Origin of the sequence: Paenibacillus cookii (assembly GCF_018333375.1) — a bacterium.
Taxonomy (GTDB): domain Bacteria; phylum Bacillota; class Bacilli; order Paenibacillales; family Paenibacillaceae; genus Paenibacillus_AQ; species Paenibacillus_AQ cookii.
Window position 1 is genome coordinate 113,266 of sequence record NZ_BORW01000006.1, and the last position, 16,552, is coordinate 129,817.

15 protein-coding genes are annotated in these 16,552 nt (G+C 54.6%); 13 read left to right on the forward strand and 2 right to left on the reverse strand.

All coding sequences use genetic code 11. The features are described from left to right. Positions 1 to 163 precede the first annotated feature (163 nt). The 12 genes from KI367_RS08430 to KI367_RS08490 all read left to right on the forward strand — a co-directional run bounded on the left by KI367_RS08430 (position 164) and on the right by KI367_RS08490 (position 13,827). Positions 164 to 1,150, forward strand: coding sequence for a polysaccharide deacetylase family protein (locus KI367_RS08430; protein WP_212948962.1), 987 nt, complete (start codon positions 164 to 166; stop codon positions 1,148 to 1,150). A gap of 116 nt (positions 1,151 to 1,266) precedes the next feature. Continuing rightward, positions 1,267 to 2,496, forward strand: a complete 1,230-nt coding sequence (locus KI367_RS08435) for a M16 family metallopeptidase (protein WP_373316216.1) — start codon at positions 1,267 to 1,269, stop codon at positions 2,494 to 2,496. Then, positions 2,465 to 2,917: a dUTP diphosphatase gene (gene dut, locus KI367_RS08440; protein WP_212948966.1), complete on the forward strand. Its 453-nt coding sequence runs from the start codon at positions 2,465 to 2,467 to the stop codon at positions 2,915 to 2,917. Before KI367_RS08435 ends, dut begins: the two co-directional genes overlap by 32 nt. 218 nt (positions 2,918 to 3,135) lie before the next feature. Beyond that, complete coding sequence (gene dpsA / locus KI367_RS08445; RefSeq protein WP_212948968.1) at positions 3,136 to 4,035, forward strand: dipicolinate synthase subunit DpsA; 900 nt, start codon at positions 3,136 to 3,138, stop codon at positions 4,033 to 4,035. After that, positions 4,032 to 4,628 carry a dipicolinate synthase subunit B gene (locus tag KI367_RS08450; protein ID WP_036706994.1) on the forward strand — a complete coding sequence of 199 codons (597 nt, stop codon included), beginning with the start codon at positions 4,032 to 4,034 and terminating at the stop codon, positions 4,626 to 4,628. The genes dpsA and KI367_RS08450 overlap by 4 nt, the downstream gene beginning before the upstream one ends. Before the next feature lie 440 nt (positions 4,629 to 5,068). Further along, the gene (gene dapG / locus KI367_RS08460) at positions 5,069 to 6,286 is read left to right on the forward strand and encodes an aspartate kinase (protein ID WP_212948971.1); all 1,218 of its coding nucleotides are present in this window, start codon (positions 5,069 to 5,071) and stop codon (positions 6,284 to 6,286) included. A gap of 153 nt (positions 6,287 to 6,439) precedes the next feature. After that, the gene (dapA, locus tag KI367_RS08465; RefSeq protein ID WP_212948973.1) at positions 6,440 to 7,327 is read left to right on the forward strand and encodes a 4-hydroxy-tetrahydrodipicolinate synthase; all 888 of its coding nucleotides are present in this window, start codon (positions 6,440 to 6,442) and stop codon (positions 7,325 to 7,327) included. 236 nt (positions 7,328 to 7,563) lie between these two features. Continuing rightward, positions 7,564 to 9,243, forward strand: a complete 1,680-nt coding sequence (locus KI367_RS08470; RefSeq protein ID WP_212948975.1) for a ribonuclease J — start codon at positions 7,564 to 7,566, stop codon at positions 9,241 to 9,243. Positions 9,244 to 9,524: 281 nt separating this feature from the next. After that, a complete protein-coding gene (locus KI367_RS08475) occupies positions 9,525 to 9,953 on the forward strand; it encodes a CBS domain-containing protein (RefSeq protein WP_036707002.1) in 429 nt (142 codons plus the stop codon). A gap of 171 nt (positions 9,954 to 10,124) precedes the next feature. After that, on the forward strand, positions 10,125 to 10,880 hold the full coding sequence (locus tag KI367_RS08480; RefSeq protein WP_036707004.1) for a ClpP family protease: 756 nt from the start codon (positions 10,125 to 10,127) through the stop codon (positions 10,878 to 10,880). Then, complete coding sequence (locus KI367_RS08485) at positions 10,877 to 11,095, forward strand: YlzJ-like family protein (protein WP_036707005.1); 219 nt, start codon at positions 10,877 to 10,879, stop codon at positions 11,093 to 11,095. The genes KI367_RS08480 and KI367_RS08485 overlap by 4 nt, the downstream gene beginning before the upstream one ends. A gap of 77 nt (positions 11,096 to 11,172) precedes the next feature. After that, positions 11,173 to 13,827: an FtsK/SpoIIIE family DNA translocase gene (locus KI367_RS08490; protein WP_246536767.1), complete on the forward strand. Its 2,655-nt coding sequence runs from the start codon at positions 11,173 to 11,175 to the stop codon at positions 13,825 to 13,827. A 109-nt stretch (positions 13,828 to 13,936) separates the two neighbouring features. Here the strand turns inward: KI367_RS08490 and pgoN are convergent, their stop codons facing one another. After that, on the reverse strand, positions 13,937 to 14,779 hold the full coding sequence (pgoN, locus tag KI367_RS08495) for a glyoxal/methylglyoxal reductase (RefSeq protein ID WP_212948977.1): 843 nt from the start codon (positions 14,777 to 14,779) through the stop codon (positions 13,937 to 13,939). Next, positions 14,742 to 16,007, reverse strand: coding sequence for an MFS transporter (locus tag KI367_RS08500; protein ID WP_212948978.1), 1,266 nt, complete (start codon positions 16,005 to 16,007; stop codon positions 14,742 to 14,744). The genes pgoN and KI367_RS08500 overlap by 38 nt, the downstream gene beginning before the upstream one ends. A 133-nt stretch (positions 16,008 to 16,140) precedes the next feature. On the opposite strand from KI367_RS08500, the gene KI367_RS08505 reads away from it, so the two are divergent. Continuing rightward, positions 16,141 to 16,515, forward strand: a complete 375-nt coding sequence (locus KI367_RS08505; protein WP_281422498.1) for a winged helix-turn-helix transcriptional regulator — start codon at positions 16,141 to 16,143, stop codon at positions 16,513 to 16,515. Positions 16,516 to 16,552: the final 37 nt, after the last annotated feature.

Genomic DNA, 16,552 nt, shown 5'->3' on the forward strand with positions numbered 1-16,552 from the left:
CTAAAAGAGACCTGGAAGGTCTTGCGAAAGAGGCAGAACGTAACCACTTCTGGCTCTTTTTTTTTCCGGGATGGAAGGGCCCGGGTCTTCTTTTCCTCCATTCATAATCCGCTGGACTTGCTCATATGATGGGACAAAGCGGGTAAGGGAGATGAGCGGGGGAATGAATGGAAGAAAGGGCGCGGTATTGATGGCCTGTTTTGCCGTCGTCGTAGGGGTCGCGCAGACCGGCGTCGTCGGCGAATATATCAGGGAAGCCAGGCATCAGGCGGCGGAGGTTCGTGCGACGGGGGTCCCGGCGGCAGATCAGGCGCAGGATCCGCTCTACAAAGAGCTTCTGGAAAAGCGGGAGCAGACGAGGATCCAGCCCGTCGACGCGGTTGTGGACCGTGTATGGAAGGCGATTCCCGGTTATAATGGAATAGAAATCGATGTGGATGCAACCTATAAGCAGGCAAAGGCGGCGGGGGCGTCCAAGCCGTTTACATACGTGTATCGCCAAATCCCTCCGAAGGTCAGCCTGGACGATTTGGGGGCGGAGCCGATTTACCGGGGAAATCCGAACAAGCCGATGGTCGCGCTTATGATCAATGTGGCTTGGGGGAATGAATTTATCGTGCCGATGCTGGATATTTTAGACGAGGAGAAGGTAAAGGCTACCTTCTTTTTTGATGGAAGCTGGCTGAAAAAAAATCCCGAGCTGGCCAAGGAAATCCAAAAACGCGGACACGAGCTTGAAAACCATGCGTACACCCATCCGAACATGAGCCAGCTGAGCGAATACCGGGCCACGATGGAGATCAGCAAAACGCAAAAGCTCCTGAAGGAAACCCTGGGCGTCGACAATAAATGGTTTGCCCCGCCGTCGGGGGATTTTAATCAGCAAACGGTGCGTATCGCCGCAGGCCTCGGCCTGAAGACCGTCCTATGGACGCTCGATACGGTCGACTGGAGAAATCCTTCCCCGGAATCGGTCGTAAGCAAAATATCGAAGAAAGCGGAGGCAGGATCCCTTATTTTGATGCATCCGACGTCTTCGTCGTCCAAGGCGCTCCGGGGGATGATCCGGGGCATCAAAGCCAAGGGGCTGATCCCGGGAACGGTGAGCCAGACGCTTTCGCCCGAACGCATTGTTCCGCAAAGCGGTTGAGCGGGGCGTTGTTTTTTGGTAGGATAGGGGATGCGTTGAAGGCAGTGATTGATATTATTTTAGGAGGGCCTAGCCGCGTGAAAAAAATAAAGCTTACCAACGGCCTCAGAGTAGTCATGGAGAAAATCCCGACCTGTCGGTCGGTTTCTTTCGGGATCTGGGTAAAAACGGGTTCGCGTCATGAAACACCCGATAATAACGGCGTATCGCATTTTATCGAGCATATGCTCTTTAAAGGGACGGAGCGTTTCGACGCCAAAGACATAGCGGAGCAATTCGATGCCATCGGCGGCAACGTTAACGCGTTTACGTCGAAGGAGTATACATGTTATTACGCCAAAGTGCTGGATGAGCATTTGCCGATCGCCGTGGACGTCCTTTCGGACATGTTTTTCCGGTCGGTTTTGGATGAAGGCGAACTGGCCAAGGAGAAAAACGTCATTCTTGAGGAAATTTCGATGTACGAAGACACGCCGGACGATCTGGTGCATGATTTGATGGCAAAAGCCGTTTACGGGGAACATCCGCTGGCTTATCCGATTTTGGGCACGAAGCAGCAGCTTGACCCGATGGGACCGGCGGAGCTGCGGGCGTACATGGAGGAGCATTACACGGTCGAAAATACGGTCATCAGCGTGGCCGGCAACATCGATGACGGCGTCGTGGAGCTGCTGGAGCGCCATTTTGGCCATTTCGGGAACAAACGCCGGGTGAAGGAAATTGCGTCACCGGGGTTCCACAGCGATGTTTTGTTCCATAAAAAGAAAACCGAGCAGAACCACATCTGCCTGTCGCTGCCGGGATGTTCGATCCATGACCCGCTGCAGTACGCGATGATTTTGCTGAACAATACGATCGGCGGGGGCATGAGCTCGAGGCTGTTCCAGGAAATCCGCGAAAAGCGGGGCCTGGCTTATTCCGTTTATTCGTACCACAGCTCCAATGAGGACAGCGGCTTGTTTACGGTATATGCGGGCACCGCGCCGAAACAGACCAAGGACGTGCTTGATCTGACCAAAGAGGTGCTTGCGGACGTTGCGCAAAACGGCATTACGGAAGACGAGCTCCGGAAAGGCAAGGAACAGCTGAAGGGCAGCCTGATTTTGAGCCTGGAGGGAACGGGCAGCCGGATGAACCGTCTCGGCAAAAACGAATTGATGCTGGGCAAGCACTATTCCCTGGACGAAATGATTGATAAAATAGAGCATGTCGGCATGAAGGATATCGACGACGTGCTGGACAGAATGTTCGGCGTGCCTTTTGCGCTGGCCATGGTCGGAGCATCGGACAAAGCTATCGCCGGATTAAGAAGGGATGATTTGGTTGCATTACGTTCAAATTCATAAGCTTCCGGGACATGACGACGTGAAACTTCCGGAAAAAATGTCCTCGGGCGCTTCAGGTTACGACCTGCATGCCGCCGTCGAGGAACCTGTCGTGCTCCATCCGGGGGAGCGCAAGCTGATTCCGACAGGATTTGCCTTAGCGATGCCGGAAGGGCTGGAAGCCCAAATCCGTCCGCGCAGCGGACTCGCCTTGAAACACGGCATCACTTGCCTCAATACGCCGGGAACGATCGACGCGGATTACCGCGGGGAAGTGAAGGTGCTGCTCATTAACTTGGGACAGGAGCCTTTTGAAATCGCCCGGAACGAACGGATTGCCCAAATGGTATTCCAGGAGGTTCCGCCGATCCGTCTCGAACAAGTGGAACGTTTGTCCGAGACCGTTCGCGGTGCCGGAGGATTCGGCCACACGGGCAAATAACCAACCAAGATCCGCCGCATGTTCGCCGAAAGCGAAGTGACGGCGGATTTTTTTGCGTTCAATCCCGTTTTAGGGTCCCTCCGAAAACCGCTGACCAAAAGGCCAAAGCACTGCAACCGCCCCGGGTTTCGGGGTTATTTCCTCCGCGTTCTCACCGAATGATAGGCTTCGGCATAAGATGTTCCATAACAGTGTTTTTTGAAAGGAGTGACATCCTTATGCTGACAGGAGTCCAAATCGTATTCCTAGGCGGGGATGCGCGGCAGATCGAGGTGATCCGCAAATGTTCGGAGATGGATGCCACCGTCAGCGTCGTCGGTTTTGACAATCTGAAGGAAAAACTCCAGGGAGTGACCAGGGATCATCTGACGGCTGAGCTGCTCGCTGCTGCGGATGTGCTGGTCCTTCCTGTCGTGGGCTGTGATGACAACGGCATCATCCATACGCAGTTCTCGAACGAGTCGCTAAAGCTGCAGGATGAGCATATGGCCGCGCTCCGCAGAGGGTGCAAAGTATACACCGGCATGGCCAAACCTTATCTGCGAAGCTTGTGCGCTCATCACGAGATCAAGTTGATCGAGCTGCTGGACCGGGATGAGGTCGCGATCAGCAATTCCATTCCGACATCCGAAGGCGCTCTGGTGATGGCTATTCAGAATACGGATTTTACGATACATGGATCGAACTGCATGGTGCTTGGACTGGGCAGGACCGGGTTTACGATGGCGAAAAGCCTGCAGGGTCTGGGAGCGAAAGTGAAAGTGGGAGTCCGCAGCGAAAAGGACGTCGCCCGGGCGGAGGTGATGGGCTGGGAGCCTTTTCTGACAAGGGATTTGGCGGATCACGTGCGCAACATCGACTTGATTTTTAATACGATTCCGACTATGATAGTCACAGCACAAATCCTGTCTAGAATGCCCCAAAGCGCCGTCATTATTGACCTTGCTTCCGCTCCCGGAGGATGCGATTTCCGGTATGCGGAGAAGCGGGGGATCAAGGCGCTGCTTGCCCCCGGGCTCCCTGGAATCGTAGCTCCCAAAACGGCTGGTTCGATTATCGCGAACACGTTGGTACAGTTGATTTCGGATGAGTTCAAGACTCGGGGGGATGGACAATGAATTGGCAGGGTAAAACGGTAGGTTATGCAGTTACGGGATCACACTGCACGCTTGAGGAAATCATGCCGCAGGTGAAGCGGTTCGTGGAAGCCGGCGCGAACGTGGTGCCGATCGCGTCGGGTTCGGTGCAGGTAACGGATACACGTTTCGGAACGGCTCAAAATTGGCTTCAGCAATTAAAAGACATTACGGGCAATGACATCATTACTACGATTGTCGAAGCGGAGCCGCTGGGGCCGTCCAAATTGCTGGATGTGCTGGTCATCGCCCCTTGCACCGGAAACACGACGAGCAAGCTGGCAAACGCGATGACGGACAGTCCGGTGCTTATGGCCGCCAAGGCCCAGATGAGGAACCAGCGACCGCTTGTGCTCGCGATTTCGACCAATGACGGGCTTGGACTGAATGCGTCCAACATCGCCAAGCTTTTAATTACGAAAAACATCTATTTTGTTCCGTTTGGCCAGGATAATCCTTTTCAAAAGCCGAATTCGCTTGTGGCCCAGATGGATTTGATTCCCGAAGCCTGCTACGCAGCGCTGGAAGGAAAACAGCTTCAGCCCATGATCCTTCAACGGGTGTTCTCGGCCTAAACGGCCGAACATCCTGTATGGCTTCACCATTTTAATTCGAAGGCTGCCGCATGGCGATCCGGGCGCTGAATCAGCAAGGCGGATCCGTCCATGCAACGGCCGCTTGTGCCCGCATTCCTGTCGTTTGCGGTCACATAAAATCTGTAATTGTCGAACTTGAGAGAGACTATGAACTTGAAGACGCGTAATTTTGGAGGAAGCGCCGGGAATTTGGCACGCGCAGCCGCCCCGCTTCCTGCCCTTATCCGCCTGCGACCCATGCCGCAGGAAGCCGGACGTTTTTGCAGGGCGTTTGCGCCGTGATCTTGTCGCGGGCAACAAAACCTCCAATCGATGCAACGATAATTCCGTGAGGGTGCGGCTCTAAACCGTGCTGTCCGAAAGACGAGATTGCTGCAGCCAAACGTTCCGCGCGTTCTTAGTCGTATGGAGGAATGGAAATGAGTATTTTAGTACAAAAATTTGGCGGTACGTCGCTGTCGACGCCGCAGGCAAGAGAGCTTGTCATTGGCCACGTCAAACGCGAGCTGAATGCTGGATACCAGCTCGTTGTCGTTGTGTCCGCAATGGGACGCCGAGGTGAGCCTTACGCTACGGACACGCTCCTTGACTGGGTTGCCCAGAATGGCGATGCGCTGCCTGCGCGCGAAAGGGATTTACTGCTGTGCTGCGGTGAAATCATCTCCGCGGCTACGCTTTGCAGCCTGTTGGAGTCCGAAGGCATTCGCGCAACCGTGCTGACGGGGGCGCAGGCCGGATTCGTCACGGACGATCAATTCGGCAATGCCCGGATCAAGGACGTGCGTCCGGACCGGGTGATTTCCGAACTGGAGACGCATCAGGTGGTTATCGTGACCGGTTTTCAGGGACAGGCGGAGTCCGGCGACTTTACGACCCTGGGGAGAGGCGGAAGCGATACTTCGGCTACGGCTCTCGGCGCTGCGCTTCATGCGGAAATCGTTGACATCTATACGGACGTCAACGGCATTTTGACTGCGGACCCGAGAATCGTCGAAGACGCCAAACCGCTGCCCGTCGTAAGCTACGCTGAAATTTGCAACATGGCGCAGTACGGCGCCAAAGTGATTCACCCCCGGGCCGTTGAAATCGCCATGCAGGCCCATATCCCCGTTCGGGTGCGGTCTACGTTTTCCGAGGATGAAGGGACGCTGGTGACCCAGCCGGAGGGCTTCAAGGACGTTCAGCTGGGCTTTATGGACCGTTACGTGACCGGGATCGCCTATGTAAGCAACGTGACGCAAATTACGGTCGATTGCGAAGGCGGAGGCCATAATCTTCAGCTTCAGGTATTTAAAGCGATGGCGGAAAATTCCATCAGCGTGGACTTTATTAATGTTACCCCAACCGGGGCGGTCTATACGGTGTTTGACTTTGATTCGGATCGGGCGTTGACGGTTCTCCGCGAGCTTGGATTCGAGCCCAAGGCGTTGTCCGGCTGTGCCAAAGTTTCGGTCATCGGCGGGGGAATCAACGGGGTTCCGGGAATCATGGCCAAAATCGTCGAATCGTTAAGCGAACAGAACATTCAAATCCTGCAATCGGCCGATTCGAACACGACCATCTGGGTGCTCGTGAAAAAAGAAGACATGGTGCAGGCATTGCGTGCTCTTCATACCAAATTCGAACTTCATAGATAACTTTTACTTAAGAAGCGGCTTAGCGGTTAAGGGAGAAACGTTTTGATCAACGGATCTTCCATACCGCAGAGCCGCCTAGCCTGCATATTCATTGGAAATCTCATAAAAAACGGCTTGCAAGAGCGCGTTCCATCGTTTGAGGAGGTTATACAAGTGGATTTCGGAAGATTGATAACGGCCATGATCACGCCGTTTGACGAGCAGGGAAACATCAACTGGTCGGAAACGTCAAACATGATTGAATATTTGATCGAAGAGCAAAAATCGGATTCCCTCGTCATCTGCGGCACGACGGGCGAGTCCCCGACGTTAAGCGATGAAGAGAAGCTGGAGCTGTTTGCTTTCGCGGTGGAGCATGCCAAAGGGCGCTGCAAAATCATCGCCGGGACGGGCAGCAACAACACGGAGCATTCCGTCCAGCTGACCCGGAAGGCCGAAAAATTGGGCGTTGACGCGGCGCTGCTGGTCGTGCCTTATTACAACAAGCCGAACCAGGAAGGGTTGTACCGCCATTTCGAGGCCATCGCTCGCGGCACGAACCTGCCGGTCATTCTTTACAATGTGCCGGGACGAACCGTAACGAGCCTTTCGGTCGAGACGACCCTCCGCCTCGCCCGGATTCCTAACGTCGTCGGCACGAAAGAATGCGCCTCTCTTGAGCAGGTGACGCTCATCGCCTCGGCCGCCCCCGAACATTTCAAGGTTTATTCGGGCGACGATTCCGTGACGCTGCCGGCCATCGCGGTTGGCGCTTACGGGATTGTGAGCGTGGCCAGCCATTTGATCGGCGCGTCCATGAAGGACATGATTCAAGCGTATTTGAACGGAGAGGCAGCCGAAGCGGCGAAGCTGCATCAGAAGTTGTTCCCTGTTTTCAAGGGGCTTTTCGAATGCCCGCATCCCGTGCCGAATCCTTCTGCATTGAAATATGCCCTGAATCTGCTCGGCCGTCCCGTTGGCGGTGTACGTTTGCCGCTCGTCGACCCCAGCGAATCCGAAGCCGCGTTTCTCCGCGATCTTGTAGCTTCTTTGCAGGCTTGATTTTTATCGACGTCAACATTACGAAAAAAACGATGACAGCGCCCGTTCGGGCGCTGTTTTTTGTAGCAAATAGAGGCTTTATTTTTGGGGAACGTTAACACTTACGTGGAGGGTGACTTGTGTTTTGCGTTTTTTATCATGTATAATGAGGTCAAGTGACTGGGTGCGGTATATTTTTGAAATTAAAATACTATAAAATGGTACGACGTCCAACACCATAGGAGGTTTAGATTCATTTGTCTAAAAAAAATAATAACGATAAATTGACGATATTTGCATTGGGCGGCGTCGGTGAAATCGGGAAAAACATGTATGTCATTCAATACGCGAATGATATCGTTGTTGTTGATGCAGGCTTGAAATTTCCCGAAGAGGACATGCTTGGCATCGATATCGTCATCCCCGATATCAGCTACTTGACGGAAAACCGCGACAAAGTGAGAGGCATTTTGCTCACTCACGGACACGAGGATCACATCGGCGGTTTGCCTTACGTCCTCAAACATTTGAATGTTCCGGTATACGGAACGAAGCTGACGCTCGGACTCGTCGAGAACAAGCTGAAGGAAGCCAATCTGCTCGGCGAAACGAAACGGATTCTGATCCATGAGGATTCGGTGGTGCAGCTCGGCTCAACGCTGAAAGCGACGTTCTTCAGAACGAACCACAGCATTCCGGATTCCGTCGGCATTTGCATCGCGACGCCGGAGGGCAATGTCGTTCATACGGGCGACTTTAAATTCGACCATACGCCGGTAAACGGCCAGTATGCCAACCTGCAGCGGATGGCTGCCATTGGCGAAGAAGGCGTTCTCGCGCTGCTGTCCGACAGCACCAATGCCGAAAAACCGGGCTTTACGCCATCGGAGAAAAACGTCGGCCTCGTGCTGGAGGACATTTTCCGGAAAGCGTCCCAACGCGTCGTGATCGCCACGTTTGCATCCAACGTTCACCGGATCCAGCAGGTCGTCAACGCCGCGGAATCGACGGGCCGCAAAATTACGGTGATCGGACGAAGCATGGTCAACGTCGTGTCGATCGCCGCCGAGCTCGGCTATCTCCACATGCCGGACGGCATGCTGATCGAACCGGAAGAAGTGAACAAGATGGCCGCCGACCGCGTCGTCGTATTGTGCACGGGCAGCCAAGGCGAACCGATGTCGGCGCTGACCCGCATGGCCCGTTCTACCCATCGCAAGGTCGATATTTTGCCGGGTGATACCGTTATCATCGCTGCAACGCCGGTTCCCGGCAACGAGAAATACGTCGGCCGGACGATCGACGAACTCTTCCGTTTAGGCGCCGAGGTCATTTACAGCGGCTCGAACTCGGGCGTTCACGTTTCCGGACACGGCAGCCAGGAAGAACTGAAGCTGATGCTGAACCTGATGAAACCGAAATTTTTCCTTCCGATCCACGGGGAGTACAGAATGCAGCGCAAGCATGCGCTCCTGGCGGAATCGGTGGGAGTCGATCCCGACAACATCTTTATCACCGATATCGGTGAAGTGGTGGAAATTCAGAACGGCATGGCGCGCAAAGCCGGTAAAGTCACGGCCGGCAACGTGCTCATCGACGGACTGGGCGTCGGCGACGTAGGCAACATCGTCCTGCGGGACCGCAAGCTGCTTTCCCAGGACGGCATTCTGGTCGTTGTGGTTACGCTCAGCAAACAGGACGGCACGATCATGTCCGGACCGGACATTATTTCCAGAGGTTTCGTGTATGTACGTGAATCCGAAGGCTTGCTTGACGAAGCGAACCGGATCGTCTCGAGCACGCTGCAGAAGCTGATGAGCGAGAATGTGAACGAGTGGGCTTCCCTCAAAACGGGAGTCAAGGATGCGCTGGGACGGTTCCTGTACGAACAGACCCGCCGCAGACCTATGATCTTGCCGATCATTATGGAAGTGTAATGTTGCAAACATGAAGTGGCAAATGCTTGATATACCAGCACTATCTTTTACCGTGTTCGTCACTTGACCCCATATTGGCCACATTCACTCATCTGTTTTCCTCATATGCAGGCTAAGTTATGGACGAGGCTTCTCCTGCATGCCATAGGAAAAACACCGATAATCAAAGCGCAGTTTTCCGATCAACCGGAAGCTGCGCTTTTTTGCTTCGTCTTTTGAATAACCGGGATTCCACATGGGGAACAATACGGGGGAATTTCCCACGAGGAGGATCAATAACAATGACTTTAGTTCGCGAATGTATGACAACGAATGTTCAAACATGCGCTCCGCATGATACGGCAACTGCCGCCGCAAAAATGATGCGCGATATCAATTGCGGATCGCTTCCCGTATGCGAAGGCAAAAAAATCGTAGGCATGATCACCGACCGCGACATCGTGCTGAAATGCGTGGCCGCAGGCAAAGATCCGGACAGCGTACACTGCCACGAGTGCATGACGAAAGACGTCGTGACCTGTTCTCCCGATACCGACGCCCATGAATGCGCACGCATGATGGCCGATCATCAAATCCGCCGCATCCCGGTCGTCGAAAACGGGGAAATCGTCGGCATTTGCGCCATCGGCGATCTGGCTACCATCAACATTCATATCAATGAAGCGGGAGAAGCGCTCAGCGAAATTTCCGAACAGCAGCAGCTTCATTAAGGTTCCAGGGAGAAAGCACCCGTTCCGGCGGGTGCTTTTTTTGACGTTTGGCGGAACGGGAGCAGGGTGCCGTTTTATTTTTCAGGGGCAAAAAGGAATAATACCCGGGTTCGGCCCGCCATACTAAACAGAATGAACGCACCTTTGACGTGAAAGGATGGGGAATAAAACATGGCGAATGAAACAGGTCATTACCGTATGGAGGAACCGGCCGCGCCGGAGCAGCAGCCGGAAAACCCAACGAAAGCAGCAATTGAGGCCGTGCAGCAGCTTGGCCAGATGAATGTGCCTACCGCAAACGAATCCAACATATTTTGCTTGACCATCATCGGTCAGATCGAGGGACATATGGTTCTTCCGCCGCAAAATAAAACGACGAAATACGAGCATATCATCCCTACGCTCGTCGCGGCCGAGCAAAACAAAAACATCGACGGGCTCCTCATTATTTTGAATACGGTCGGCGGCGACGTCGAAGCCGGGCTGGCCATCGCCGAAATGATCGCCTCGCTGACCAAACCGACGGTGACGGTCGTGGTCGGCGGAGGACACAGCATCGGCGTTCCGATCGCCGTATCGTCCACGTATTCGATCATCGCCGAAAGCGCGACGATGACGATTCACCCGATCCGCTTGAACGGACTGGTCATCGGCGTCCCGCAAACGTTCGAATACATGGAAAAAATGCAGGAGCGCGTCGTTCGGTTCGTTACGTCCCATTCGCGGATCACGGAATCGCAATTCAAGGAGCTCATGTTCCGCACCGGCGAGCTGAACCGGGACGTCGGGACGCCGGTCGGCGGGATCGATGCGGTGAAATACGGTTTGATGGACGAGGTCGGCGGCATCGGGCAAGCGATCATGAAGCTGAACCAGTTGATCGACGAACGCAAGCGGGCCGGCGAAACGGAGGGGATCACGCAATGACGCTCCATACCGTCATGCCGCTGGAAGCCGTTTGGGAAAAGCAAGGGGAAGAAACGACGACGACGGAAGTGCGGTTTAAAGGGATTTTGATGGAAGTGAAGCCCCTGGATCATAACCAGGTGCAAATCGTCCGTTTGTTGGACGGGCCGCTGGATTCCTATTTGAATCCGTCATATTCCCCCGGACAGATTATCCGTTATGTCCCGGCAACATAAAGCGAAATTTGCGAAAAACAGAACATAGGTGCCCACCGGGATTATATGGTATAATGGGGTTCCGGGGGTGACATTTCTTGGCTAAACGGAGAAAAAAGAAGAAGGCCTTGCTGACCAATGTTCTGAAATACGAAATATACGGCATCATATTGATCACCCTATCCGTCATTGCCCTGTCCGGCGAAGCGGCGGTAGGGTGGTCTTTATCTAAAATGTTCGGCCTAGTGCTTGGACGGTTTTATTTTGTCATTCCTTTAATCGGCATTTATGTGGGGCTCAGCGTCATGATTCAGCGAAAATGGCCCAACCGGTGGAGCACCCGCAAAAGCGGGATCGTTTTGCTTGTGCTGGCGTTGACGCTCATGAGCAGCGTCGCCTCGCTCGAGAAGAAGCTGTCCCATGTTCCCGGCCTGAGCGCCGGACATATCATTGCCCAAATACATAATGATTTGGACGGCTCGCTGTTGTCGTCCGCAGGCTCCAAAGAACGTTCCATGCTGAACAAGGATATTAGCGGAGGGTACGCCGGTGCGCTCCAATACGCCGTTTTGTTTTGGCTGTTCGGCAATACGGGAACGAAGCTGATGCTCATCGTCATGTTCATTATCAGCTTCATGCTGATCACGAACCTGTCGTACGTCGACCTGATGCGGATCTTGCGCAAACGAATGGTTCAAGCGGGAAGCAACGTGCAAAAACGGATAGCGGCACAAAAACCGCAAGCCGTCGCGTCTTCCGCCAAACCGTCGCGAAAACGGGGGCATGCCCCGCTGCCGGATGAGGATGAGGAGGACGATCTCGACGATTTCGTCGAGCCGAAGCCGAAGAGGTCCGCGCCGGTGTTTTTCCAGCTTTTTGGCAACAAAATCGGCAAACCTGCTGCAGAGGGGGCGGCTCCGGAACCGGACGAGGATCTGGACGGAAGCGACATATTGGAGCCTGTAGACAGGCATTCCAGCCGCGCGGCAAAGCTGATTTACGATGATGTGCCGGAGTATGGCGGAATCGATGCGGAGCCCGAACCGTGGAATCGCGGAGAAGCGGAAACGTCATCGCCCATCATCCGCGACTTCTTCGAGCAGGTGAAATCCGAAGGGAGCTTGGAGGAAGAGGATTGGGAGGAACATGAACCCGTGCCGGACGGTGGCGTACAAGCCGTTTCGGATGAAAGCGGACATGAAGGCCTGCAGCCGATCCCATCTTCCCCTGAAACGGGCGGGGAAGCCGCAGAGGAACATGGCCAAGGGCCGGCCGGTGAAGAGGCGGCAGAACCGCTTGAGACGAAACCGCCCGCCCCGCCGCCGAAGCCGTACAAGCTTCCGCCGTTCCGTTTGTTGGCCAAACCGCATAACGGCGGCAAAGCCGGGGACCAGAACGACTATATGCAAACGGCCCGCAAGCTGGAGGCGACGCTCGAGAGCTTCGGCGTTCGGGCCAAGGTGCTTGAAGTCGTGCGCGGCCCGGCGGTGACGCGTTACGAGATCCAGCCGGATATCGGCGTCAAGGTCAGCCGGATCGTCAGCCTGACCGACGATATCGCGCTGGCGCTGGCGGCGAAGGACATTCGGATGGAAGCGCCGATTCCGGGCAAATCGGCCATCGGCATCGAGGTGCCGAATAACGAGGTGTCTCTGGTTACGATGCGGGAAGTCATGGAAACGCCGGTGTTCCAGGACGCCCAGTCCAAGCTGTCCATTGCGTTCGGCAGGGACATTTCCGGGCAGACGATCGTCGGCAATCTTGCGAAAATGCCCCATTTGCTGGTCGCGGGCGCGACCGGCTCGGGGAAATCGGTCTGCATCAACGGCATTATTACGAGCATTTTGTATAAAGCCAAACCGGATGAGGTCAAATTCCTGATGGTCGATCCGAAGATGGTTGAACTGAACGTGTACAACGGCATTCCGCATTTGATGGCTCCGGTGGTGACGGATCCGAAGCGGGCTTCGCTCGCCCTGAAAAAAATCGTCGTCGAAATGGAGAAACGGTACGAGCTGTTTTCCAAATCCGGCACCCGGAACATCGAAGGTTACAACAATCTGATGAAAGACAACTTGCCGGCCGTGCTTCCTTACATCGTGGTCATCGTGGACGAGCTCGCGGACCTTATGATGGTGGCGGCGCATGACGTCGAAGAAGCGATCACAAGGCTTGCGCAAATGGCGCGCGCCGCCGGCATCCACCTGATCATCGCCACCCAGCGGCCTTCGGTGGACGTCATCACGGGGGTCATCAAGGCCAACATTCCTTCGCGGATTGCCTTCGGCGTTTCTTCCCAGGTGGATTCGCGGACGATCCTCGACATGGCCGGGGCGGAAAAGCTGCTGGGCCGGGGCGATATGCTGTTCATGCCGATGGGGTCTTCGAAACCGATTCGCGTCCAAGGCGCTTTTATGACCGACCAGGAAGTGGAAACGATCGTCAATTACGTGCGCGAGCAGGGCGAAGCCCAATATGACGAATCGATCGTCCCCGAAGTGGATGAGTCGCAGCCCGAAGCGGACGAAGAGCTGGACGAGCTGTACGATCAGGCGGTGCAAATCGTGCTCGAGGCCAAGCAGGCTTCGGTATCGCTGCTGCAGCGCAGAATGAGGGTCGGGTATACGCGTGCGGCCCGCTTGATCGATTCCATGGAAGCCCGGGGCATTATCGGCCCTTATGAAGGAAGCAAACCACGCGAGGTCCTCGTGTCGCTGGAGCAGTATCAGCAGCAAAACCGGATCAGTTCATAAAGAGCCGGCGAGTCTTCCGTAAACAAAAAAACGTGCCGCTGCGGTTTCATACCGCGGCAGCACGTTTTTTCTTTTTTATACAGTACCCGATCCATCATCCCTTTTGGGCTTAAAAATCGAAGTTGTCCGGGTCCGGGCCGACCCGGCGGTTTTGGTTCAGGGCGTCGATTTTTTCCATATCCTCAGGCGAAAGCTCAAAGTCGAAAATCGAAGCATTTTCGATGATGCGATGTTCCTTGATCGATTTCGGAATCGTTACGACGCCTTTTTGCAGATCCCAGCGCAAAATCGTTTGAGCGACGGATTTGTTATGCTTCGCGGCAATCTCTTGAAGCACAGGCTGGTTTAACAGTTCGCCCTGCATGAGCGGCGACCAGGCTTCGAGCTGAATGCCCTGCTCTTTCGTAAAGGTCAACAGCTCGTTTTGGGCCAGGTAAGGATGGAATTCCACCTGGTCGACCATCGGCTTGATTTCTGCGGTGGACAGCAGATCCTGCAGATGGTGAACATGGAAGTTGCTGACGCCGATCGCCCGGACGCGCCCGTCCTTATACAGCTTTTCCAGGGCTCTCCACGTGTCTTTATACTTGCCTGCAACCGGCCAGTGAATAAGGTACAGGTCAAGCACGTCCAGACCGAGTTTGGATAAGCTTGCGTCAAAGGCAGCCAACGTTTCGTCGTAGCCTTGGTCCTGATTCCATACCTTGGAGGTTACGAACAGTTCTTCCCTGGCGATCCCGTTTTCCGCCAACGCTTCGCGGATGGCTTGGCCGACGCCGCTTTCGTTCCCGTAAATGGCCGCCGTGTCGATGCTGCGGTATCCGTGTTTGATGGCGGCTTTTACCGCCGCGATCAGATCCGCGCCTTCCTCCACTTTAAATACGCCGAGGCCAAGCCAAGGCATGTCTACTCCGTTAGCAAGCTTTGTCGTGCTTTGCAGATGCAATGTCATGATGTGATCCTCCTCGAATTGATCTTTCATTATTGTGCGTTAAAACGCTTGTTTCTTTTCTTTGCAAAATATAACTCCATCCGGTAAGAATAACGGCGGCCGCAACCATCACGGCACCGACCCAGCCCGTATGGACAAGGCCGAGCGAATCCGTTACCCGTCCGCCCAAATAAGCGCCAAGCGCGATTCCGGCGTTAAACGCGGCGATATTGATCGCCGAGGCGACGTCCACCGCTTTCGGCACATACCGTTCGGCAAGCGTCAGCACATACGACTGCAAGCCGGGTACGTTCATGAATGCAAGCAGGCCCATCAGGAAGACGGTGATCAACGCCGCGATTTTGAACGGCGCCGTAAAGGTAAGCAGCAGCAGAACCGCAGCCTGCAGAATAAACATGACAAGCAGCGCCGACAACGGATTGCGGTTGGCCGCTTTCCCGCCGACCATGTTGCCGATGGCGATGGCGATGCCGTACACCAGCAGAATGAGCGCCGTCGTGGATTCCGCGAACCCTGTTATTTGGTGAAGCAGTGGGGATAAATAAGTGAAGACCGCAAAAGTCCCCCCGTATCCCAGGGCCGTAATCAGAAAAGCCAGCAGCAATCTTCCGTTGGCAAACAGTTTGAGCTGCTCGCGGACCGGCGTCTTGACGCCCTTCCGAAGATGCGAAGGGACCAGCACGAGGTTAGCGAGCAACGCGACCAAGCCGACCGCGGCGATGGAGATGAACGCGGCCCGCCATCCCAGCTGCTGGCCGAGAAACGTCCCGAGCGGCACGCCGGTGACGGTGGCGATGGTCAAGCCGGAAAAAAGAATGGCAATCGCGCTGGCGCGGCGATTTTCCGGAACGATGTCGGCGGCGATCGTCGTGCCGATGGACATGAACACGCCATGGGCCAGCGCGGAGATGATCCGCCCCGCCAGCAGCATGACGATTCCGTTTGCCAATGCGGCCATGCTGTTGCCCGCGATAAACACGAGCATGATACCGATCAAAAGCTTTTTGCGCGACATCTTTATGGTCATCGAAGTCAGCACCGGCGCGCCGAAGGTGACTCCGAGGGCATACAACGTTACGGTCAAACCGGTCAGCGTAAGCGAAATATGGAGATCCTCCGCAATCAAGGGCAGCAGGCCTACGCTGATGAATTCAGTCGTTCCGATGGCAAATGCGCTGATGGCTAAAGCCAGAAGCGCAAATATGCTTTTTTTGTTTTCTTGTGGCATTCTTTTCACTCCTGTTCTAGTCATCCCGGCCGGTATATGCTATTATGAATCGGCAGTGATCATTTGAACAGTACGTACTTCAAAGTGCTATAGGTACTAAAAAGTTCCCATGATGAAACGGAGGGAGGACCTTATGAAAAAATACAACATTTCCGTGGAAGCAACGCTCGAAGTCATCGGGGGGAAATGGAAATGCGTCATTTTATGCCATTTGACCCACGGCAAGAAGCGTACGAGCGATCTGCGCAGGCTCATGCCGGGCATCACCCAAAAAATGTTGACCCAACAGCTCCGGGAACTGGAGGAGGACGGGATCGTGAACCGCATCGTATATAATCAGGTCCCGCCAAAAGTCGAATACGAGCTCACCGAATACGGCTGGAGCTTGAAAAACATATTGGATTCCCTATGCTCTTGGGGGGAACAGCATATTATTCGCGAATACGGCGACAAATTTCTGGTTCTTGAGGATAACGTTTTGAACAGACCCGGGGAACCCGTCACGTAACCAAAAAAGCAAACGCGAATGGCCTTAAGAAAAACCG

What these genes read in the sequence shown, in the direction of transcription:
- KI367_RS08430 (WP_212948962.1), top strand. Translation starts at nt 164, where the DNA reads ATGAATGGAAGAAAGGGCGCGGTATTGATGGCCTGTTTTGCCGTCGTC.
- KI367_RS08435 (WP_373316216.1), top strand. Translation starts at nt 1,267, where the DNA reads ATGGAGAAAATCCCGACCTGTCGGTCGGTTTCTTTCGGGATCTGGGTA.
- dut (WP_212948966.1), top strand. Translation starts at nt 2,465, where the DNA reads ATGATTTGGTTGCATTACGTTCAAATTCATAAGCTTCCGGGACATGAC.
- dpsA (WP_212948968.1), top strand. Translation starts at nt 3,136, where the DNA reads ATGCTGACAGGAGTCCAAATCGTATTCCTAGGCGGGGATGCGCGGCAG.
- KI367_RS08450 (WP_036706994.1), top strand. Translation starts at nt 4,032, where the DNA reads ATGAATTGGCAGGGTAAAACGGTAGGTTATGCAGTTACGGGATCACAC.
- dapG (WP_212948971.1), top strand. Translation starts at nt 5,069, where the DNA reads ATGAGTATTTTAGTACAAAAATTTGGCGGTACGTCGCTGTCGACGCCG.
- KI367_RS08475 (WP_036707002.1), top strand. Translation starts at nt 9,525, where the DNA reads ATGACTTTAGTTCGCGAATGTATGACAACGAATGTTCAAACATGCGCT.
- KI367_RS08480 (WP_036707004.1), top strand. Translation starts at nt 10,125, where the DNA reads ATGGCGAATGAAACAGGTCATTACCGTATGGAGGAACCGGCCGCGCCG.
- KI367_RS08485 (WP_036707005.1), top strand. Translation starts at nt 10,877, where the DNA reads ATGACGCTCCATACCGTCATGCCGCTGGAAGCCGTTTGGGAAAAGCAA.
- pgoN (WP_212948977.1), bottom strand. Translation starts at nt 14,779, where the DNA reads ATGACATTGCATCTGCAAAGCACGACAAAGCTTGCTAACGGAGTAGAC.
- KI367_RS08500 (WP_212948978.1), bottom strand. Translation starts at nt 16,007, where the DNA reads ATGCCACAAGAAAACAAAAAAAGCATATTTGCGCTTCTGGCTTTAGCC.
- KI367_RS08505 (WP_281422498.1), top strand. Translation starts at nt 16,141, where the DNA reads ATGAAAAAATACAACATTTCCGTGGAAGCAACGCTCGAAGTCATCGGG.